This window comes from Fructobacillus tropaeoli (assembly GCF_016860625.1).
In the GTDB taxonomy this organism is placed as follows: Bacteria; Bacillota; Bacilli; order Lactobacillales; family Lactobacillaceae; genus Fructobacillus; species Fructobacillus tropaeoli.
Genome location: NZ_BOJU01000004.1, coordinates 41782 through 62783 on the forward strand (window position 1 = coordinate 41782; position 21002 = coordinate 62783).

The window sequence follows — 21002 nt, forward strand, 5'->3', positions numbered from 1 at the left end:
GGAGTGCCGATAATATGACTGCAGCAGTACAATATGCCGGAACTGGTCGTCGTAAGAACTCAGTTGCTCGGGTCCGTTTGGTTCCTGGTAACGGTGCCATCACTATGAATGGCAAGTCAATCGAAGACTACATTCCTTTCCCTAACTTGCGTGAAGTTGTTTTGCAACCATTCAACGCTACAGATACATTGGGTAACTATGACGTTTTGGTTAACGTTAATGGTGGTGGTTTCTCTGGTCAAGCCGGAGCCACTCGTCACGGTATCGCCCGTGCCTTGCTCGTTGTTGACCCAGACTTCCGTCCTGCATTGAAGCAAGCTGGTCTTTTGACCCGTGATGCTCGTATGAAGGAACGTAAGAAGCCAGGTTTGAAGAAGGCCCGTAAGGCTTCACAATTCTCAAAGCGTTAATCTTTACATTATCGTTTTACGAGAACATGGAAAAGCACCAACCGATTGCGGTTGGTGCTTTTTTGTCGTTCATTTTAAGTAATAACTGGTGTTGGTAAAAGACGGCAAAATTAAATCTTTTGAGTACACCCGTAACACTGATGTTCTGATGATATAAACAGGGAAGTGAGTATGCGACGTCTGTGAGATATCTTGATGGGATTACTGACCAAGACTTTAATCACACTGAGGCAATGGGAACATAGACATTCGTTTAATCAATAGTTTTAGAGTATAGCAAAAGCATCTTACACTAATCAGTGCGAGATGCTTTTGTTTACAAATATTACTAAATTGTTATAATCGTCTTGTAGGGGGGAGAAGAGGAACTTTTGCTTTTGAAAAATAAAAATATTGATAGGAAGGCTTACAGTAATTATTTCTAGTTTACGTAATCATCATTATCATAAGCAAAAAATAGCATAAGAAATCAAATACAAATGTTGGGAGAAAAAAATGGTAGAAAACAACAATGGAAAAGTGGAATCTGATTCATCAAGTAATACAAATTCAGGACAACATAACGACGCTGATAAGAAACAATTTGATCATGTTAAACTCTCGTGGTTTAGAGAACATGTTCTTAGTAAATTTAATTATGAAAATACATTATTATTTGCTTCAATCGTTATTTTTATTATCTTTGGCATAGTAAGTATCATCTTTTTCATTAATCCTCATAAAGAAGGATTTTGGACAAACTATTGGACAGGGACACCTATAGTTATCACAATTATCGCTGCATTAAGTTCTTTTTATATTCAGTCAAGAATTAATCAAAAGAACAGTGCTCACGAAGATTACTTTCAATATCAAGATGAAATTGATAAAGAAATTATGCCTAAATTTTCTAGTTTTCAACTCGTGAAGGATAAAAATATTAGTCAAGAAAACAAAGAAAAACTAGTAGAAAATTTATCCGAAATTCTATTAGCTATTACAATTTCTGACAATAAGCGTGGTGATTTGGTCCCTACAACCGAAGATGACACTTATCAAAAAGGACGTGCAGTCATTGATTATAATGATTACTTTGCACGTGAATTACAGACTATTTTATCTAAAGACGAATACAAAGAAGTTATTCAAACTGTTAAGGATTCGCATCATTACTTTGAAGATGCTTTAGACAATATTGTTAATGAGGCAGATATTAATAAACTGAAAGAATTTTCAGAAGAAGACCGAACAAGGTTACAAAATTATATTAATGTTTATGATGATTTGATTTTAAAGGCGTGGGTCTTAAAAAAAGCTAATGCTGAGAAGGCAAAATATTTAATTGGTGTCTCAACTAGTAATAAAACTATTGTTGGTGCTTATAATCTTAGCGAGCATCGTATTAATGTTGATCAATCAAATAACCGAATTGAATTCGACGTTCGAAAACATGAAAATCGTTTATATTTAGCTGGTATAACGGATAATTACACTAATGGTGAAAAGATAAAGCTTCCTGGATTAGAGAAGTGGACTGCGTCAAATCCAGTTTTATATTATATTCGTTATTTGAAAGTGACTAATCAATATGAAAATTTTGGTAATGATAATATTAAAACAGTGTTGAATACTCTTCACATACATTTTAATGAAAATCAAGAAAAGGTCGAATGGGAAAAATTAGGTGATCGTGATATTATCGTTGTTCGGACATATCGTTTAGGCGAATTTAAAGCAGCTAGTAAAGAAACTAAAAAGTTAAACAAAAATTAAATTCATTCTATTTTAAGTTACTAAATGCAGACAAAATTATTTATTTTAGTAATAAAAAGACTCTTTTAATACAAAAAGGAGTCTTTTTTAGTGCAAAATTACATTTGTTATCGTATAATGAGATTGTTTAATCAATATTGTCATAAAAAGAAGCTAATCATTCGTGATTTAGAGTAACTACTTATGATAATGATGATTATGTAAAGTTAAAAAATGTTTTTGAGAGAAGAATCCGAATTGTTTTTTATGTTTCGCTAGAGTAACAAAAAATTATTCGATATTTTTCGGGAGAGGATTGAGATGAGTAAAAACACGACGAAGGCCTTTGGACTTGCTGCCGCTACTGCTGCTTTGACTGGGGTTGCTGCGACAAGCACAACAGCTCATGCCGATGATACAAACCAACAGGCGGCTAGCACAACGACCGGTCAAACAACTACGACTACTCAAACGAAGGATCAAGCGCAAGCAGCTGTTGATGCCCAACAAAAAGTGGTGGACAACGACCAAACAAACGTGAACCAAGCGCAATCAAACGTCAACAATAAGCAAGACGCTGTGACCACAGCACAAAAGACGGTTGATGATGCGAACGCTGCTAAGCAAAAGGTTGCTGATGACCAAACAGCTGTTGATAATCAACAAAAGACTGTTGATTCAACAAAGGCAACTGCTGATGCTGCTCAAACAACTGTTAACAACACACCAAAGACTGTTGAACAAACAGTAGCAAAGCCAACCCAACAACAATTGGATGATGCTGCCAAGGCTTCACAAGATGCCCAAGCAACGAGTGATACAGCCAAGACGAATATGCAAAATGCGCAAGCACACGCAGCTGATTTGCAAAAGCAAGCTGATGCTGGCAACCATGATATGGAACGCGCCTCAGCCCAGCAAGCAGTTAACGCACAAGAAGGCGTTGTTACGAACGCACAAACTGCTGTTCAACAAGCCCAAACAGCTGTGGATGAAGCCAACGCTGCTTACCAAGCTGCTCAAACTGGAACAACTGACTCATCAAAGCAAGCGACTATTGCTCAACAGTTGAATACCTTGAACAATTTGAAGTCACAGTTGGCATCATTGAAGAGTGGTGATTTAGCAACACAACAACAAGCTTTGCAAACAGCAATTACTAATTTGACTAACTTGCAAAATCAGTTGAGCAACACGCCAAAGCAAATTGCTTCAGGATCATCAACCACATCAACTTCAACTGGTACACCCGCTCAGTACAATACGGCTGCAAATCAAGTTGGAACAACAACTGGAATTGCAGCTGCTTCAGACCACAACAAACAAATTTATATTTCTGGTACTGCGATTGATTTTTCAAAGTATGCTTCTGACCCAACAGGTCAAGATGCTACTACGGCATTGTATAATGCTTGGAATGCCGCTGCAAGTGATTCAGATAAAATCACTGGCGACCGTATGACTGATGACCAATTGCGGGAATTCAATAATTATGCATTGCAACAAATTCAGAAGTATCGTGAAGCTTCTGGATTCGATTATTCTACACTTGCACCAAATCAAAACGCGCTTAACGCAGTTAATGCTCGTAGTACTGATGCATCAGTGTTGGACATGCACCACGAAGCATCATCTACTACAGCTCACTTTGCAAATACGCCTGGTGCTGGAAATTATGCTTCAGAATCGCTTGGACAAGTATCAAGCTTCAGTGACGGCTCAGGACGTGCTACAACGATGGCGCAAGCTAAGGTAATTTTTGATTATCAATTGGATGGAATGATTAATGATGATTCTGATTCACACTTTGGTCATCGTGATATGTTGTTGGCTTATAATTCAAAGTTGACATATGCTGCAGTTCAGTTCTACGACCCTGCAAAACAAGTGTTCAATTTGGTTATTGATTCATCAATTGGTGCTCAAGGCAATGTAAATGGAACACCAAGTGGAACATTTACTGATGATCCTACGACGCCAACTATGGTTGACAATCCTGCCTATGCTACTTTGCAAAACCAAGTCAACGCAGCTCAAACTGCTAAGGATAGTGCTCAGTCAACGCTTGATGCAACAAACAACAAAGTTTCTGATTTGCAGAACCAAGTGAATACTGCTCAGTCAGCATATGATGCTTCAAATGCAGCTGGAACTACAACGGTTGATCAATCAAAGGTTGCCTCAACTAAGGAAACTCTTGATACTGCCAATGCTAACTTGGCAGCTGCCAAGACAACTTTGGGCACTGAACAAAGTAAGTTAACTGATTTGCAAAACAAGTTGGCAGCTATTCCTGCTAACACCACGTTGACTGCTGACCAACAAGCAGAGTTGGACAATGCCAATAAGGCAATGAACGATGCGAATGCCGCTTATACTGCTGCATACAACGCAGCAGCAGCAGCAACTGACGCCTACAATAAGTTGCAGGCTGCAGCAAAGGCAGACGGTCAACCAGTTCAAGTTGATAATCCAGCTTATGCCGCTGCAGAACAAGCTTTGGCAACTGCAACACAGGCACACCAAGATGCCGTTAACAAGTTGGCTGATTTGCAAAAGCAATTGGCTGACGACTCAGCGGTTTCAGCTAACTTGCAAGCTCAAGTTGCTGATGCACAGAAGACAGTTGCAGCAGGTCAAGATGAATTGGTTGCTTTGAAGGCCACTTTGGCTGATGCACAAAAGCAATTAGCTACTGATACTGATGATTTGAACCACAAGAAGGCATTGTTGGGTCAAATTGCAGCAATCGAAAACACAAATAACACTCAAAACACTAATGTTGCCGTTGCTAACGGTACAAATGGTGCGGCAGTTGCAGTGGATACTGCAGCTACTGGTAATACTGCGCAAGCTACGTCAATTAGTGCCGATGTGGCACCATCAACGTTGTCACGGGTTGCTAAGAATGGTACTGCTTTGCCAGCAACTGGTGTTAAGGCTACTACTAGCAACGGGGCAATTGCCGTAACGTTAGCAGCTTCTATTGCTACTTTCTTCGGTGTTGCTTATGCTTCAAAGCGTCGCCATTAAGAATAACTTCTAAAATAGTGCATTGAGAAGCCCCCTCTAGGGGGCTTCTTTCAGTGGGAAAGTAAAGATGAAACATAAAAAAATTCAATTAAAAACGATTGTGATTACGCTCATCATTTTGATTATTTTAGTGCTGAGTGTGCTGTTCTTTTCTGGAAAATTCGCTACTAATAAAAAAGTGGCAAGTGACAGCAATAGTAGCAGTCAAGTTGTTAAAACCAAAAAAGCGGATATCACCGTTTCGGAAACACAGAAAAACGCTAGGATGTCAGCAGCCGTCATTGGTCTCTATGGTGCCGATAATATGCACGATACGACCTATTGGGCACCGGTAAAGGCTGGATTAACGAATAAAACAGCAACACTACATGTAACAAATGGTAGTGACAAAAATGTTCAATACAAATATACAACTGATTTAATGAATGATATTCATCAGGTGGGTTATTACGAACTCAGTGGTCAAAATCATGATACCGTTGAGTTCTATGCTGCTCATTTAGATGGTTCAACACAACACTTTAAAGACGTTCAACTGAGTGATGTGTTGGACTACGTTAACCGACATTATGATCGGTCACAGCTTGATAATTATGCTAAAGGCATCAATATTAGTGATGAAATGAGTGGAAATACGAACTCTAATTCAACGGCATCATCTTCGGCTTCTGGTTCAAGTAATGATGTGACGGAAGCAGATGATAATTACACGCTAAAAGCAGCAGTTTATTATGGCATTATGAATTCGCAATCTAACGGTCTTTGGCAAAGCTATCAGAATGTATTGAAAAATAATAAGGGTGCTACATTTATTTGCCGTTTTGATGGTGCGTCAGAATATACGGTTGCACTCTCTCAGGCAGGCGGTGTCGGAGCAGCACGCTTCCATTATGAAGGTGCCCACTACGAAAATGGTGTCATGGTGCATCCAAGTACTTTTGCGTTTTGGACTGAAAGTCCCGATCAAAATGATATGAGTAAGACGAAAAAAGAATTTGAAAACGATGCCCTGCTTCCTATTAGTACAATTCTTGACTTTGCTAATAAAGCTGGCGGTAAAAAGATGCTCGATACTTATAACTTCCAGATTCAATAATTTTTTTAATTAGTTATTCAGAGTCTATAAGCTTATTTAAAAAGGGACCTACACAAAACTGTGTAGGTCCCTTTTGGATGATAAAAAATAAATTTTGCTTTGTTTAGCAATCGGCTAATATCGGGCGTGCCCCTGCACGTTTTTTTCTCGTTATGATTGTACAGTGGTAGGATGCGACGATTATTTTTACCCAAGCAGAATATATTTTGTTGAACGTCCGGCACCAGTCATCTGAATTTTATTTGCTTCTCTCAATTCCAGTAAGGCTCTTTCAATCGTCTTTTTACTGTACGTCGGAATAAGTGAAATCAGTTCGGATTTGGACAGGGGCTTTAATTGATCCTGCAATGTTTGTAGAATGAGCTCTTCTGCAGGGAGTTTATCTTGTTCTGAAAGAGTAATTCGCTCGTTTAATTCACGGTATGCTTGCAGTACGACGCTTAAAAAGTAATTGAGAAACGGCGCATAATCGTTAGTATTTTCATGCCAGCCTGTAGAACTATTTTCTAAAGACTCGTAGTAATCAGCCTTTGTTTTTTCAATTAGTGCTTCAATACTGATATATTTGCCCACATCAAATTTTGATTGATACAGGGTTAACAGCATTAATAAGCGCGACATGCGTCCATTGCCATCTCTAAAGGGGTGAATCGAAACAAAATCAAAAATAAAGGCACCGCAAAGGAGAATCGTGGGGAATTTATTTAGTTGTTGTGCTTCATTGTAGTCAGTACAGAGCTCTTCAATCAGTGTGGGGGTCATGTGAGCTGCAGGCGGAGTAAACCTGACTTTTGTTGAACCATCAGCGTATTGCGTGATGATTTGATTATTGATGTCTTTGAAATGACCGCCCCAAGTACTTTCTGTAAAGCTAAGCAAGCGTTTGTGTAGGGTTAAAATCGTATTCCCAGAAACCGGAATGTAAGGGTAACTTTCATGGATAAGTTCTAAAACATCCCTGTACCCAGAAATTTCAGCCTCGCTTCGGTTATGCGGTGAGGTTTTCTTTTCAACTAATTGCTTCAGCCGGGTATCACTGGTATAGATGCCTTCGATTCGATTCGAAGAATCTGTACTTTGAATTTTTGCAACTTCGACTAAACGATCTAAAATGGGTGTTTTTACTTTGTTTAAACCAGTGAATTTACCACGTAATTCAAAAATCTGATTCATTTTGTTAATCATTTCTGGAGAAATAACAAGGTGATTGAGTGTTTGATAATCAAAATTTTTCAATGTCACTTTCTCCTTTCGATGTCATTTTATGCTTTTTGACATCGAAAATCAATTAATGGGTCGAATAGATTCCGTCATTATGATTTAGCTGATTTGTCATTCATATTAAGAAACATCGATAAAAAATATAAAACTAGTCTAGGGTTGTAGCCTTAAATTTACCCATAATAAAAACCCCAGAATTTTGCTTTAATTCTGAGGTTCATATTATTTATTTATCCATTCAATTTAGTCAGCTGACAATGCATCGATTGGGTTCAACTTAGAAGCTCGACGGGCTGGCAGCATAGCGGCCAACAATGAAATCAAGATTGCTAAGACGAACGCAGTTGTCACGTTGCCGGCAGTAATTTGAACGAAGGCGTAGTCGGCAGTACCCTTCAAAGCAGCGTTGACACCAACTTCGGCCAGGAATGCCAAACCAGTTGCAAAGACTGCTGAAATCAGACCAGTGATCAATGATTCAGTGATGAACAACCATTGGATGTCACCCTTTGATTCACCGATGGCACGGAGAATTCCGATTTCCTTGGTCCGGGCTGAAACTGACATGTACATCGTCACGATAATCATCAATGCTGAAACAATCAATGAGATACCGGCGATGGTTGCCAAAACGTTAGTTGCCAAGTTGACGTAAGTCTGAGCTTGGTCGATGATGCTCATAACCGAAGAAGTCTTGTAAAGGCGGTTAGAAGAACCATCCTTGATTTTGTCAATCTTCTTCGTGGTTGCCTTGACGTTGTCCATATCATCAACCTTCAAGTTCAATGAAGTTGGGGCAGTTGATAAGCCAGACTTTTCCATAGCAGCTTGCATGGTCTTTGTGCTGGTAAATCCTTGTGGGATACCTTGGCTGTTTGCCTTTGTTACACCAGAAATCTTAGCAGTGAATGTCACAGGAGTAGCTGACTGTCCATTTTGGACTTGGTAAGTCATCGTGACTTCCTTGCCAATAGCATCCTTGTAGTTGCTGAAGCCAAGACGCTTTGTCACGGTTGTCTCATCCAAGAGAACTTCATTAGTCTTTGGCGCGTTACCGGCCTTGATTGAGTCGGTCGTGTCTTCTGAAGTCCAGTTCGTCAATGAGGTAACGGTTGCTGATTTACCATTATAAGTCGTATTGACGTTGGTAGCACTATAAGAGTTTTCAACCTTTGACACGTGGGAAGTGTCTTTGATTTGCTTGATTTGGTCAGCAGTAAAGGCTTCCTTGCTACCACCACCAAGAAGAGCGGCAGCGTTTGACTCGCCGTCAGTTTCTTTATTATAACGAGAAACGGTGACTGACTGTGGGTTGGCTACCTTGGCAATCTGATCACCAATATAGCCGGAAATTCCATTTCCAAGTCCTGAGAATAAGACCACGGCAAACAAACCGATGGCAGTTCCCAAGATAATCAATGAGTTGTGCTTGATATTGTACTTAAAGTGCTTAGCGGCTGTTCGCACACTGGCCATCAAAGGCAATGGGCGGGAACCGAGCATTTCTTTATCGGCCGTTTCAAAGGCGGGCTTGAGACGCTCGTCAGATTCGATTTGACCATCAGCCAAACGGACAATTCGCGTACCGGCATCGGCAACGGCCTGTGAGTGGGTAACGGTAATAACCAAACGACCTTCTTTGGCGATGTCGTTTAATAATTCCAATACTTCGAGCGTATTTTCAGCATCCAAGGCACCAGTTGGTTCATCGGCAATGATGACTTTAGGATCAGAGGCCAAGGCACGGGCGATAGCCACTCGTTGCTTCTGTCCACCAGACAGCTGATTTGGATACTTTTTGATTTGCTTTTCTAGGCCAACCTTTTGCAAGAGTTCTTTAGCTCGGTCTTCACGTTCCTTCTTGTTTAACGTCGTCATGTCTAATGAAACTAAGACGTTGTCTAAGACGGACAGGTGTGAAACCAGGTTATAGGACTGGTAAATGTAGCCAATCGTTTCTCGACGGTAACGATCCAATTCCTTTTCTTGCTTGTGGTCGAGCAACTTGCCCTTGACCAAAACTTCACCAGAGAAATTACGATCTAGTCCACCAATGATGTTCATCAATGTTGACTTACCACCACCTGATTCACCCAGGATGGAAACGAAGTCACCAAGGTCGAAGTTTAAATCGATGCCTTTTAAGACCGGAAATTCTTCCTTTCCGAGGAAATAGGATTTCCTAATGTTCTTTAATTCTAAATATGCCATACGTGTCCTTTCACAATAAACTTTAATATTGTTAAGCTATATTAAACCTTTTATTGAAAATAAAGTCAACCTATAATAAAATAAATTATCGACTAAGGAGACAAACCCCTGTGAAAAGAGAAGAATTAAAACAATTAAACCGGCAGAAAATCTTAGCTGCCGCCACAGACTTGATGACGCACCAGGGTATTCGAGCTACCAGTATGAAAGATGTTAGCTCAAAAGCAGATATTTCAATCGTCACTATGTATAAGTATTTTCCGACAAAAGAGGAGCTAACCGAGCAAGTCGTTTTGGACTTTTATAAAACCCGATTTAAGCCGATTATTGCGATGGCAGACGGGTCAGATGCAACCTTTGCCAAAATTATTAATGCCTTTAAAAAGGAGAAGAAAGAGTGTGAACGGCTTTTGGGCGAGAATATTTTTTATGAATTTCAGCGAGTCATTAAGCATTCCAAGATTGTTTACGATTACTTATATAATACCCAAATGTCTTTGATATCGACTTTGATTAAAAAGGGTCGAGCAAGTGGCGAAATCAATACGCCTGCTAGTGACGATGTGATGTTGATGGTCGCTTCGTGGGTCTTTACTTACCTTGGTAAGATGGAAGAAAATTTGAGTAAGCAAAAGATTGAGGGCCTCCAATTATTTTTGCAGTACGGGGCGTTGGGCCGACCAGAGGATCGGAAAAAGCCGTTAGACTGATGTGATAAAAGACGTAGACGTCGTTGCATAAATAGGCAGTTTATTATCGAATTTTAGTCGGTAATAAGCTGCTTATTTTTTATATACTTTTACAGGAAAAATTGGCCTGTATGTTTAGAAAAAATTCTAAGTTAATTTTATTTCCTTACGATGATAATGAAAAAGGTGCCGAGGATTAATGACTGTCTGGAAAATCAGCCTAATTATTAAGAACGATTTTTTATAAACACAAGGGCGATTTAAAGCTACTTTTTTCTAGTCGGATTCTGGATAAACGGACTCTTCTTTGTTATTATGAAAACATTATTAGAGTGACGTAATTTATATAATACGGGAGATATCATGACAAGTAGAACAGAGTGGGAAGAGTATTTTCAGTTGATCAATGATCGGCGTCCCAACGAAAATGAAATTGTGGCTGCCTTTCAAAAAGGTGAATTTCAAGATGAGGATTTGAAGCGACTGGCCGAGCAGTCGGTACGCGAGCAAGCACAGCAATCACAACAGGCTCTAGTTAGCAACGAAAGTGATGATTTTGATCAAGCTGTTAACAATGAAGAACAACCGAACCCCGCTTTGAATAATTTTAAAAATCAGTCAAATAACTTCTTTGGCTGGTATTGGGAACGTGCCATGCACCCAACGAAACATTTAAATGATGAAAAACCACAGACTGCCTTTTTGTGGCTTGGTTTTGCCATCACGGTTGTTTTGTCAGCTGGTGTTTTTTGGAATATCTTCCGTCGTTCCGTGGATACTTTCGCAAACTACATGAGAAACTCAAATTCATTTGGTTCATCAGTTGCTAGCAAGGTTAGCGGCATTGGCGGTCAAATTCTTCCAACGGTGTTCTTTGATTTTTTGATTATTTTCATTATCGTTTTTTTGGCCGCTTTAGCTGGATTGGCCATTGTAACCCGCAATAAGGTTAACTTTAAAGTTTTGTTGAACCAATACCTCCTATGGTTCCCAACTGCTAGCTTGTTTGCTGCTGCTAGTTTTGTTTATTCATTTATTACTTCAGTACCTTCAATTCAGGTCATTTCAAACATGCCCTTTTTTTTGAATAGCGTAATAACAACTCTTGCTGCTGTGTTAGGAATTTTTGTTTTGGCTATTGCTGTTAATCAGTATTCAGCATACTATTTCGTGCAAAAGCACCAGGAAGATAATGCAAAAATCGACTTAATCTGGTGGCAGGTATTGCAATTTGTTGTGACTGCTGCTATTTTGGTTATCGCTTATGACGTGATTGCTAGTCCGATGTTTCAGTCATTGTTCTCAACTATTGCCAGTGCTATTAGCAATGCATATTGATGGGAATGAGAGGCGATATGCATGGGACAAAGTGAATGGCGCAATGCCTTTAAAGACAAAAATGGTCGTGAACCTAGTTTAGAGGAGTTTAAGCAGGCGAAGCAAAATGGCTTCACCTTGCCCAAGACTGATTTACCAAATGAGGCTGACCTGAAGGCTTGGATTCGTGATTTTGAAGGCACCAATCATCGTCGACCAACAGTTGAAGAAGTCAAGCAACAAAAGAATTTGGCTGAAAATCCGGTGGATCCAAAAGTGACCAACCAGCAACCAATGCCTGAAAATCAGCCAACCCAGCCCGTCCAAGTAATGCAGCAGGCTGAGCCAATCCAACAGGAGCCGGGGCAATTTGATCGCCGTCGTCAACAAAAGCCAAGTCAGCCGGATGATGCTGGCCAGAAGAGGGTAGGCAACCATCGTTCTGGTACGAATAAGTCATTGAAGCAGCATAAGTGGGGGATTTTCTTGTTGGCAGTGGCAGTCGTTTTGATTGTTTTGGTCGGCTATGGTTACAACTATTATTCGTACGCAAATACCTTGGACCGGACAGCCACAGCCTTGAAGACATATGATAAAGATAAGTATCACAACATCACTGAGTGGTCAGATACTCATAAGAAGATGACGACGGCTGATTTGACACCATTAGCCAACTATATGCAAGACCAAAAGATGAGCAAGAGCGACACTGAAGATTGGATTAAAAAAACAGGTAAGGGTGTCCGCTTCGTTCAAGACGGTCAAACATTGCTAATTTTCCCACACTACACGTTGGAAATGGATCCTGTTGATTTGACGGTTAATACCAACCGATCTGGCTTGTCTCTTTCTGTTAACGGTAAGGTTTTGACGGACAAGAGTAACTCAGACTATAGTGAAATGTTGAAGCATCAGGCGCCTGGTTTGTACAATTTTACAGCCCAAGGTAGCCTGAATGGCCAGAACGTCAATGCCCAGTCAAGCGACTACTACGGTGGTAATAGCTCTGATGCTGTTGACCTGGATATCAAGACGGTCAGCTTCACGGTTGAAAGTAATATTGATGGCGGGGATGTTTATGTTGCCGGCAACAAGGCGGGCACTATTTCAAATGGTCAGGCCGACATCAAGAATGTTGTTGTGACGCAAGGTGCCAAGGTCTATGTCAAGTCAGGTAATGGTAGCAATGCTATGACGACACCATCTAAGCCATTATCAAATATCGATGATGGCGACACCGTTGATTTGGATTCTGACAGCATCTTGAGTAAGTCAGAAGCCAAGGGCCAGCTGGACGATATGGCCTCTGCTTTGACTTCTTATGCAAGCAGTGATAACACGCCTTCTGGGCTGAGTGATATCTTCAATGGTGGTTTAAGCAATAAGTCTTATCAAGACTTTAGCCAGATGATTCACCGTAATCGTTATGCTGCTTCGCGGAATGCTGATTCGATTAACTTCGGTGAGATTACGGTTGACCAGGTCAGCGCTAAGTCAAAGAAGAATGCGGCTGTGATCTTTGAAATTAAGGAAGACTTTAACTACACTTCCAACACCGACCCAGACAAGCAAACTTCTGGAACAAAGACGCAACGCTTCCAGTTGATTGCCCACATGGTTTATAACAGTTCGAAGGGCAAGTGGTTAGTTGATAGTATCGATTCGAATCAGAAGAAGCTTTCTGACGATGATAATGTTAACTAAACTATTTTAAGATTTGCTACCAAACCCAGTGGTGGCGGGGGTAAATCAAGCTGGTAAATGCCATTATCAAGGCAAACTTGGTAGTTAACGGAATTGACCGACAATACAAAATGAAAAGCAGGTGCTAATGCAATCTTTCGATTAGCACCTGCTTTTTTTAATACCTATTTGACAAACTATATTATATGACATATAGTATTAGATGTTAAGGAGTATGATGATGAAAATAAAGATTCCGAATCTGGTTCTTGAAGCGGTTGTTTTACAGACACTGGCCGAAGAAGAACTTTACGGCTACGTAATCACAAAAAAAATACAGGAAGTCATTCCGATTTCTGATTCGACAACCTATCCCATCTTACGACGGCTCGAACAAAAAGGCTTTGTCACCACCCGGTCGGCAATCTTTGATGAACGAACCCGGAAATACTATCAGTTAACGAAAGAGGGAGAGGCGCAACTGGCTGACGCTAAAAAAGAGTGGCAGACCTTTGTTGAGCAGGTGAACGGCATTTTGGGAGAGTAACATGAACTATTTAGAAAAATTAGCAGCAGCACTTAAAGGATTACCAACAAAAGAAAAAGACGATATCTTAGAGTATTATCGTGAATACCTTGAGGATGGCGGATTATCTGATGCAGAGGCGGTTGAAAGCCTCGGCACACCGGAAGAGTTAGCAACAAAAATTAAAACGGACTATTATACCGAAAATGGCGAACAGGTGCCACCCTATGGACAGCAGCACACAACGGCTTATCGGGTTCTGATTTTAGCTCTGATCATCATCACGTTGCCATTAACCCTACCATTCTTTGGTGGCATCTTCTTTTCACTCTTTATGCTCATCTTCGTTTTCTCAATTCTGATGTTATTGGCCACGGCCGCGGGAGTCGCCTTCTTTATTTACGGCCTCTTCACGTTATTCCACACTTTCTGGTCGGGACTGTTCTTTACTGGCTTGGGTATTATCTTTATCGGTCTGATGTTCTTGGTGATTCCGGGTATTATCTTTGTCACGAAAAAGGTGATTCAGGGCATTGTTGCTCTGAGTCGCTGGCTTGTACAACTTTGGGAAAGGATTTAAGACAATGAAAAAATCGTTGAAATTAGGTGTCTTTTTGATGGGCGTTGGGGTAGTGCTATCCAGTGTTTCCTTTGTCTTAGCCAAACCTGGAGAAATTGACTTTGCCAGGGTACTAACGCGTGATTTATCCCACGTTAAAACGGAAACGCACGATATTAGCCCGGACAAGAGTCAGCTGACAAATGAAAATATTCAAGGCTTAAAAGTTGACACCAATAGCTTTGACATCGTGGTCAAGAGTGGTGATCAGTACAGTGCCCAGGAAATTGATTCTTCTGACCATGCTGTATTTGAGACCAAAGTTGAAAATCAGCAGTTGATTGTCAGCAAGAAGTCCGGTAAAACCGGCAATTTCCAATCAGGGGAACCCCGATTAGAGATTACTATTCCACAGAATGCGAAATTACAGAAGATGACCATTCAAAGTAAGAATGGCGACATTAAGCTAAAAAACATCAGTACGAATCAAGTTCAATTAACCAATACCAATGGTGACATTGAATTGAATCAAGTCACGGTAACGGATGGCGGCAATGTTACCAACGAAAATGGTGATATCGAAGTCGAACAAAGTCAGTTACCAACTGTTGAGGCTGAGACGAAGTCTGGTTCGCTTTCAATGAAGCGGGCCTACCATGTCAGTTACGGCGATGGCGCTAATTTACATTTAATGAATCAGTCCGGCGATGTTGATCTGGACTAAAGGAGAATAACAATGGCAATACTAGAACTAACACACGTACAGAAGTCCTATCCGGACAGCCAAAACAAGCAGGTTTTGCAGGATATCTCACTGACAATTAATGAAGGGGACTATGTCGCTATCATGGGTGAGTCCGGTGCGGGTAAGACCACGCTGTTAAACATTATGGCCACCCTTGATAACCCAACCAATGGATCCATTAAGTTGAACGGGGTGGAGACCACTGATTTGTCAGACGGCAAGAAGGCGGTTTTCCGACGAGAAAACCTCGGCTTTATCTTCCAGTCTTTCGATCTTTTGGACATTTTCAACAACCGCGACAATATTTATTTGCCATTGGTTTTGACCAAGGCTCCTAAGTCCGAAATGGACAGTCGCTTGAATGAATTGGCTCCACGACTGGGGATCCAAGAGCTTTTGGACAAGTATCCCAGCCAGATTTCTGGTGGACAGCGGCAACGAGTGACTGCTGCTCGCGCTTTGATTACGCGGCCAGCACTGATTTTGGCCGATGAACCAACCGGGGCATTGGATTCTAAGACTGCTCAAGAAATGCTATCAATTTTCCAGGACGTGAACGCGGCGGGGCAGACCATCGTCATGGTCACTCACTCATCATTGTCCGCCTCCTATGCTAAGAAGACCCTCTTTATCAAGGATGGTCGAATTCAAACTGCCTTAGACCGGGGCGAGATGACGCAGGAGGAATACCTGTCAGCCATCTCCAACCAGCTAACGGAGTTGACGAAAGTAGGTGCATAAGATGTTGAGTCTTCGTTTTGCACTGCAAACACTCAAAAAGGATTTTCGCCACTACGCCCTCTTTATTTTTGCCAACGCGTTCTTGTTGATGGTTAACGCGATGTTCTTTGCCATTCGCAACAACCACAGCATCGCTACTTCCGAATATGGCAAGATTATCAAGGCTGTGATGGTCTTGGGCTTAGTCTTGTCACTGTTGGTCGGCGCAGTCTTTATTTTCTACGCCAATTCCTTTGTCTCTGGCCGTCGGCAACGACAAATCGGGACGCTCTCGATGTTGGGGATGTCGCGCTTTCAGGGTTTCATGGTGGTGGCCTGGCAGTCACTTGGCCTGTGGTTCATCACGACGGTCATCGGACTGGCGGCTTCATTTGGTGCCTTGTTCATTGCCTTCCCCGTGTTAAATCAGTTAGCAGGTGGCCAGGATTACCGGGTTGCCTTTGACTGGAATACGGTGGTCACGGTTGGGCTGATTTACGCAGCATTGTTTTTCCTGATGACCCTGATCGAAGGGTTTAAAATCGGTCGGACGAGCTTGATTGATTTGACCAAGTCCGACCAAAAGGTTGCCAAAGAGCCAAAGGCAAAGGCCTTCCTGGGTATCACGGGCTTTGTCATCTTAATCGCCGGTTACTGGTTGGCCTTGACAACGAAGCCAAGCTTGAACGCCTTGTTCTCCTTTATCTGGGCGGTCGGCCTGGTGATTGTCGGGACTTATCTGGTGATGATTGTCGGCATTGGTTGGCTCTTAAAGCGCTTGCGCAAGAACCAAAAGTACTACTATCAGGACAAGCATTTTGTCCCCGTTTCGGGACTCTTATTCCGAGTGAAGAACAATGGGGCCGGCTTGGCCACAGTTGCCTTGCTATTCACAACCATCGTTGTGGCCCTGACGGCAGCAATTTCCATGCAGCAGGTGACCAGCAAGTTTGGCCAGTACCTGCCTTACGATACAACGATTACGAGTACCCAGGCGCTGTCACAGGACCAGTTAAACCAGGTCCAGCAAAGCGCCCAAGAGCACAACTTAACTTTAAGCGCTAGTCATGAATTGGAAGCAACCAATGCCATCTTGGCTAATGTCAGCGACGAGGGTAAAATCAGTCGCTTTACTGGAACAGGTGACGTGATGTCGACGCCGGCTTTCCGGGCAATGACGACCGCGAGCTTGAAGAAGTGGCAGGGGCAATCCGTTTCGTTGGCTAGCGATGAGGTTGGTATTTATGCAACACATCAAAAGCAGGTGCCAACAAAACTGCAAATTGGTGGTAAGACCTACAAGGTAACGACCATCAACCAATTTACTTCACCGGATTCAACCGCACCATCTGGTCCAAGCTACTATTACCTGGTCGTGAACCAGCAAAGCCAGCTGAATGCCTTCTTGAAGGATGTTCAGATGCCGGCAAATACTGATAGTGGTGTCCAAGTTTCAATCTCGGACATGCCGGATGCGGTGACCCACCTCTATGCCTATGACGTGAAGGGCACGAAGAAAAACGAGATTGCCTTTAGCAAGGATTTGAGCAAGATTTTCCAGCAGACGGGTGGCCAGGTCACGGACCGGGCCGACGCCGTGCAAAGCATCGAAAATGTCTTTGGTAGTTTGGTCTTCGTCGGTGTTTTGACGGCTGTTGTGTTGACCTTTACCACGGTCTTGATTGTTTACTACAAGCAAGTTGCCGAGGGAATGGTTGACCGGCAAAACTTCAAGAAGATGCAACGAATTGGCCTCAGCCTGGCTGAAACCAAGCAAATGATTAACCGCCAAATTCGTCTGCTCTTCGGTTTGCCACTTTTGTTGCTGGTCTTGAATGCGGCCTTTGCCTTCCCAATCTTGAAGACGGTTTTCAAGACTTTGGGGATGTTTGACCCAACGATTTTTATCCCAGTTATGGTCACGATGACGGTGATTGTCATTCTGATTTACCTGGTGATTTACTGGCTAACGTCCAAACGTTACCAACAAATTGTTAACCAATAAAAGAATGGTCTGGACTCTGAAAAATCAGCTTCCATGACCTGAGAATAAAGACGAACCTCGCTACAATGGCGATCTGGTTCGTCTTTTTCTGTGCACAAAAAATAGACAGCCACGTTGGTGACTGTCTATTGGTGCTGGCTTATAGGCTCTGCGACCGCATTGACGCAGATGTTGCTAGGTCGGTGGCTGTCGTTTTGCCCTGGTTTACAGGGCCTTGTGACCGCGTTGACACGGATGCTGCCACGTTAGCGACCGTGGCTTACAAAGCCAAAGTATTGAAAATATCCATGAGCAAGCGCGTCTCTTCGATGTTGTGAACACGAATCAACCGGCCACCGTTCATGACCATGTTGTATTCAACTAACAAAGATGAGATAAGGCGGTCATCGATCTCGCGGTCGAAGAGTGTGCCCATAAAGCTCTTGTTGGAAACGCCGACCAAGATGGGCAGACGGCGGTCAGCCATGGCCCGAATAGCCTTAATCTTAGTAACGTCTTCGGCAGCGATTTCTTCCTTGGTGATACCCTCGTAGCGGGAAGTAAAGCCAACCCCTGGATCCAAGATGATGTTTTCGTCCTTGAGACCACGGGCCTTCAATGCAGTGACTTGGTCGTCGAGGTAGTCAAGCAAGGATTGGTGGACATTGTCGGTTGGCTTGTCACGGTTGTTGTAGGTCGTGATTACTGGTGCCTGGTAGCGTTCAACCAAGCCGAGCATTTCTGGTGTGTCAAAGCCGGAGATACTATTGATCACTTGAACACCGTGGTCCAAGGCCCGTTCGATGGTAATTGGGTTGTTGGAATCAACTGACAGGATGATGTCGGGGAAAGCTTTTCTGATTTCCTTCAAGTAAGGTTCCATTCGGCTGAATTCCTCATCGGCACTCATATCACCGGCCTTAGGGTTGGTGGACTTACCGCCGATATCAAAGAAGGAAATGCCCATGGCGATTTGCTCCTCGATGCGGCCAAGGTATTCCTTTAAGTTGTGGTCCTTGCCGTCGTAAAAGGACTCGGGTGACAGGTTCATGATGGAGTGAATCATGGGCTTATCCGTAATATCAAAGGACCGGTTACCGGCCGCAAAAAAGATTTGGCTGTCTTTGTAGATGGCCTCAAGTTCGTTCGTGGCGATGATTGCGTTTTGCTTGAAGTCGGCAATCACTGTTTCCAGGTCGCGGTGGGTGATTTGGAGTAGGTCCTGATTTTCCAGAGTGATAAAGCTTTGGTTGTGCTGGGCAAAATAGTTGGCCAGGCCGCTTTTTTGGTCCGCGGTTAAATCAGTGAAGGCAATCGTCATCTGACTGCCGGCAATTAAGGGATTGTAAGTTGCTTGATCAATGTGCTTGATGGACATTGCTAGTCTCCTCGTTCTTTCGGTCATTAAGGGGTACTTTTAAGGTATAATGGTAAGTAATTCGTTAAAACCCTATCGATTAATCATATCATCATTTTTATGATAAGAAATAGGGTTTTCTGTTTACATTATGAGGTCGTGTCATGTTGACAATTAAGTTAAATAATATGAAGTTTCATTCCTATATCGGCGTTTACGCCGAGGAAAAGAAAATCGGGCAAAACATCGAAATTGATTTGGCCTGTCAAATGCAGTCGGACCAGTCGCGTTACACGGATGACCTGACGGATACGGTCAGCTACGGGGCCATTTATCGGATCATTGAAAAGACCGTTGCCGACAGTAAGGTTGACCTCGTCGAACGTTTGGGCCAGCAAATCTTTGATGATATTCGGGCCGTCTACGATGCTGAAATCGTGACCATGTCACTGAATATTCGCAAATTAGCCGTGCCAGTTAATGGGATTTTCGATAGCGTGGAAATTACGTTGACGGACACTGGCAAGCGGGGTGCCGACCAATGATTACCTATTTGAGTATTGGTAGTAACCTGAACGACCGGTTGGCGGCCATTAATGCTGCCTTGCAGGCGTTGGCTGGCGATGACCAAATCACGGTGGACCGGGTGTCACGGATTTACGAGACGAGCCCAGTTGGTGGTGTCAAGCAAGACGACTTCTATAACATTGCCGCTAAGGTGGAAACGACTTATTCGGCCCACGACCTCTTAGATAAGATTCATCAAATTGAGGCCGATTTGCACCGCGTCCGTGAGATTCATTGGGGGCCGCGAACCATTGATTTGGATATTCTCTTCTATGGGGATGCACAAATCGATGATGAGGTGCTACAAGTCCCACATCCGGAACTTTACCGGCGGAAGTTTGTCTTAGTACCGCTGTTAGACCTCTTTGATGCTGGTGATCCAGCTTACCAAAAGTTTCAGGAAGCCAGTCAGGCCTTGCCGGCTGACCAGGAGGTCCGAGTTGTTGCTGAAAAATTAGAATATTAATTAATGGAAAAGACCATGGATAGTAAAAATCAAAAAATTATTGAAGATGCAGTGCGAGCCATTTTGACGGCGGTCGGCGAAGATGTGAACCGAGAAGGCCTGTTGGAAACGCCAGAGCGGGTGGCCAAGATGTATGCCGAAGTCTTTGGCGCGGTCAATACTGATTTCACCAACTTTACCGTCTTTGATTCAACGGAAGACGATGTTGACCAGGAAGTTATTACGGTCAAGAAGATTCCTTTCTACTCAATGTGTGAGCACCACCTCTTGCCATTCTTTGGCGAGGTTTCGTTGGCCTATATCCCGAATGACGGGAAGATTGTTGGCTTGAGTAAGGTGCCCCGGTTGATTGGCCACGTGGCCAAGAAGCCCAATGTTCAGGAACGCTTGACCTCTGAAGTAGCTCAGAAACTAGACGAGCTAATCCACCCCAAGGGGATTGCCATCGTTGTTCGTGCCCGTCACATGTGCATGGAAATGCGTGGGGTGCGCAGTGTCGGCAATATCACGGAAACGACCTACTATATGGGCGAGTTCAAGGGTGATTTGGCCAAGCAAAGTCTCTTTTTGCAACAGGCATAAGTGTCGCTGAAAAAATTAGAATCGGACTGTTGGTTATGGCTGCAGTCCAGCCAGATAAGTTGATGGCTGGGCTGGGCCAGTTGGCCAGCAGCGTGAGCAGTTTGT

At 42.7% G+C, this 21002-nt stretch carries 18 protein-coding genes; 15 read left to right on the top strand and 3 right to left on the bottom strand.

What is annotated here, in order from left to right; all coding sequences use genetic code 11:
* Positions 1 to 14 precede the first annotated feature (14 nt).
* From rpsI to FT12353_RS05895, 4 genes are all read left to right on the top strand, one after another.
* Positions 15 to 410 carry a 30S ribosomal protein S9 gene (gene rpsI / locus FT12353_RS05880; RefSeq protein WP_059393905.1) on the top strand — a complete coding sequence of 132 codons (396 nt, stop codon included), beginning with the start codon at positions 15 to 17 and terminating at the stop codon, positions 408 to 410.
* Positions 411 to 905: 495 nt separating this feature from the next.
* On the top strand, positions 906 to 2162 hold the full coding sequence (locus FT12353_RS05885) for a hypothetical protein (protein ID WP_203619029.1): 1257 nt from the start codon (positions 906 to 908) through the stop codon (positions 2160 to 2162).
* Positions 2163 to 2462: 300 nt separating this feature from the next.
* On the top strand, positions 2463 to 5174 hold the full coding sequence (locus tag FT12353_RS05890) for an SEC10/PgrA surface exclusion domain-containing protein (protein WP_203619037.1): 2712 nt from the start codon (positions 2463 to 2465) through the stop codon (positions 5172 to 5174).
* 67 nt (positions 5175 to 5241) lie between these two features.
* A complete protein-coding gene (locus FT12353_RS05895) occupies positions 5242 to 6270 on the top strand; it encodes a hypothetical protein (RefSeq protein WP_203619039.1) in 1029 nt (342 codons plus the stop codon).
* Positions 6271 to 6456: 186 nt separating this feature from the next.
* Here FT12353_RS05895 and FT12353_RS05900 read toward each other — a convergent pair whose 3' ends face one another.
* Both FT12353_RS05900 and FT12353_RS05905 read right to left on the bottom strand, forming a co-directional pair.
* On the bottom strand, positions 6457 to 7506 hold the full coding sequence (locus FT12353_RS05900) for a Fic family protein (protein ID WP_239061188.1): 1050 nt from the start codon (positions 7504 to 7506) through the stop codon (positions 6457 to 6459).
* A 228-nt stretch (positions 7507 to 7734) separates the two neighbouring features.
* Positions 7735 to 9702 (bottom strand): ABC transporter ATP-binding protein/permease, encoded by a 1968-nt coding sequence (locus tag FT12353_RS05905; RefSeq protein WP_203619047.1) that lies wholly within the window; start codon positions 9700 to 9702, stop codon positions 7735 to 7737.
* A 110-nt stretch (positions 9703 to 9812) separates the two neighbouring features.
* Between FT12353_RS05905 and FT12353_RS05910 the strand changes: the two genes are divergently transcribed.
* The 8 genes from FT12353_RS05910 (at position 9813) to FT12353_RS05945 (ending at position 17946) form a co-directional block, all read left to right on the top strand.
* Positions 9813 to 10412, top strand: coding sequence for a TetR/AcrR family transcriptional regulator (locus FT12353_RS05910; RefSeq protein WP_203619049.1), 600 nt, complete (start codon positions 9813 to 9815; stop codon positions 10410 to 10412).
* A gap of 342 nt (positions 10413 to 10754) precedes the next feature.
* Complete coding sequence (locus tag FT12353_RS05915; protein ID WP_203619051.1) at positions 10755 to 11729, top strand: hypothetical protein; 975 nt, start codon at positions 10755 to 10757, stop codon at positions 11727 to 11729.
* 21 nt (positions 11730 to 11750) lie between these two features.
* The gene (locus tag FT12353_RS05920; protein ID WP_203619053.1) at positions 11751 to 13412 is read left to right on the top strand and encodes a zinc ribbon domain-containing protein; all 1662 of its coding nucleotides are present in this window, start codon (positions 11751 to 11753) and stop codon (positions 13410 to 13412) included.
* Positions 13413 to 13626: 214 nt separating this feature from the next.
* Complete coding sequence (locus FT12353_RS05925; protein ID WP_168778939.1) at positions 13627 to 13938, top strand: PadR family transcriptional regulator; 312 nt, start codon at positions 13627 to 13629, stop codon at positions 13936 to 13938.
* Between the two features lies 1 nt (position 13939).
* Positions 13940 to 14497: a DUF1700 domain-containing protein gene (locus tag FT12353_RS05930; RefSeq protein ID WP_203619055.1), complete on the top strand. Its 558-nt coding sequence runs from the start codon at positions 13940 to 13942 to the stop codon at positions 14495 to 14497.
* 4 nt (positions 14498 to 14501) lie between these two features.
* Positions 14502 to 15200 carry a DUF4097 family beta strand repeat-containing protein gene (locus tag FT12353_RS05935; RefSeq protein ID WP_203619057.1) on the top strand — a complete coding sequence of 233 codons (699 nt, stop codon included), beginning with the start codon at positions 14502 to 14504 and terminating at the stop codon, positions 15198 to 15200.
* A gap of 12 nt (positions 15201 to 15212) precedes the next feature.
* The gene (locus tag FT12353_RS05940; protein ID WP_203619059.1) at positions 15213 to 15962 is read left to right on the top strand and encodes an ABC transporter ATP-binding protein; all 750 of its coding nucleotides are present in this window, start codon (positions 15213 to 15215) and stop codon (positions 15960 to 15962) included.
* A gap of 1 nt (position 15963) precedes the next feature.
* Positions 15964 to 17946, top strand: a complete 1983-nt coding sequence (locus tag FT12353_RS05945) for an FtsX-like permease family protein (RefSeq protein ID WP_203619061.1) — start codon at positions 15964 to 15966, stop codon at positions 17944 to 17946.
* A gap of 259 nt (positions 17947 to 18205) precedes the next feature.
* Here FT12353_RS05945 and folP read toward each other — a convergent pair whose 3' ends face one another.
* The gene (folP, locus tag FT12353_RS05950; protein ID WP_203619063.1) at positions 18206 to 19303 is read right to left on the bottom strand and encodes a dihydropteroate synthase; all 1098 of its coding nucleotides are present in this window, start codon (positions 19301 to 19303) and stop codon (positions 18206 to 18208) included.
* Between the two features lie 143 nt (positions 19304 to 19446).
* Between folP and folB the strand changes: the two genes are divergently transcribed.
* From folB to folE, 3 genes are read left to right on the top strand one after another with little or no spacing between them, the layout of a single operon-like run.
* Positions 19447 to 19827, top strand: a complete 381-nt coding sequence (gene folB / locus FT12353_RS05955; protein WP_203619065.1) for a dihydroneopterin aldolase — start codon at positions 19447 to 19449, stop codon at positions 19825 to 19827.
* Entirely contained in the window at positions 19824 to 20315 is a 492-nt protein-coding gene (gene folK / locus FT12353_RS05960; protein ID WP_203619067.1) for a 2-amino-4-hydroxy-6-hydroxymethyldihydropteridine diphosphokinase, read from the top strand. Before folB ends, folK begins: the two co-directional genes overlap by 4 nt.
* 15 nt (positions 20316 to 20330) lie before the next feature.
* Positions 20331 to 20897, top strand: coding sequence for a GTP cyclohydrolase I FolE (folE, locus tag FT12353_RS05965; RefSeq protein ID WP_203619069.1), 567 nt, complete (start codon positions 20331 to 20333; stop codon positions 20895 to 20897).
* Positions 20898 to 21002 lie beyond the last annotated feature (105 nt).

Coding starts and splice junctions, on each gene's coding strand:
- rpsI (WP_059393905.1), top strand. CDS start 15: ATGACTGCAGCAGTACAATATGCCGGAACTGGTCGTCGTAAGAACTCA.
- FT12353_RS05885 (WP_203619029.1), top strand. CDS start 906: ATGGTAGAAAACAACAATGGAAAAGTGGAATCTGATTCATCAAGTAAT.
- FT12353_RS05890 (WP_203619037.1), top strand. CDS start 2,463: ATGAGTAAAAACACGACGAAGGCCTTTGGACTTGCTGCCGCTACTGCT.
- FT12353_RS05895 (WP_203619039.1), top strand. CDS start 5,242: ATGAAACATAAAAAAATTCAATTAAAAACGATTGTGATTACGCTCATC.
- FT12353_RS05905 (WP_203619047.1), bottom strand. CDS start 9,702: ATGGCATATTTAGAATTAAAGAACATTAGGAAATCCTATTTCCTCGGA.
- FT12353_RS05915 (WP_203619051.1), top strand. CDS start 10,755: ATGACAAGTAGAACAGAGTGGGAAGAGTATTTTCAGTTGATCAATGAT.
- FT12353_RS05920 (WP_203619053.1), top strand. CDS start 11,751: ATGGGACAAAGTGAATGGCGCAATGCCTTTAAAGACAAAAATGGTCGT.
- FT12353_RS05925 (WP_168778939.1), top strand. CDS start 13,627: ATGATGATGAAAATAAAGATTCCGAATCTGGTTCTTGAAGCGGTTGTT.
- FT12353_RS05930 (WP_203619055.1), top strand. CDS start 13,940: ATGAACTATTTAGAAAAATTAGCAGCAGCACTTAAAGGATTACCAACA.
- FT12353_RS05935 (WP_203619057.1), top strand. CDS start 14,502: ATGAAAAAATCGTTGAAATTAGGTGTCTTTTTGATGGGCGTTGGGGTA.
- FT12353_RS05940 (WP_203619059.1), top strand. CDS start 15,213: ATGGCAATACTAGAACTAACACACGTACAGAAGTCCTATCCGGACAGC.
- FT12353_RS05945 (WP_203619061.1), top strand. CDS start 15,964: ATGTTGAGTCTTCGTTTTGCACTGCAAACACTCAAAAAGGATTTTCGC.
- folP (WP_203619063.1), bottom strand. CDS start 19,303: ATGTCCATCAAGCACATTGATCAAGCAACTTACAATCCCTTAATTGCC.
- folB (WP_203619065.1), top strand. CDS start 19,447: ATGTTGACAATTAAGTTAAATAATATGAAGTTTCATTCCTATATCGGC.
- folK (WP_203619067.1), top strand. CDS start 19,824: ATGATTACCTATTTGAGTATTGGTAGTAACCTGAACGACCGGTTGGCG.
- folE (WP_203619069.1), top strand. CDS start 20,331: ATGGATAGTAAAAATCAAAAAATTATTGAAGATGCAGTGCGAGCCATT.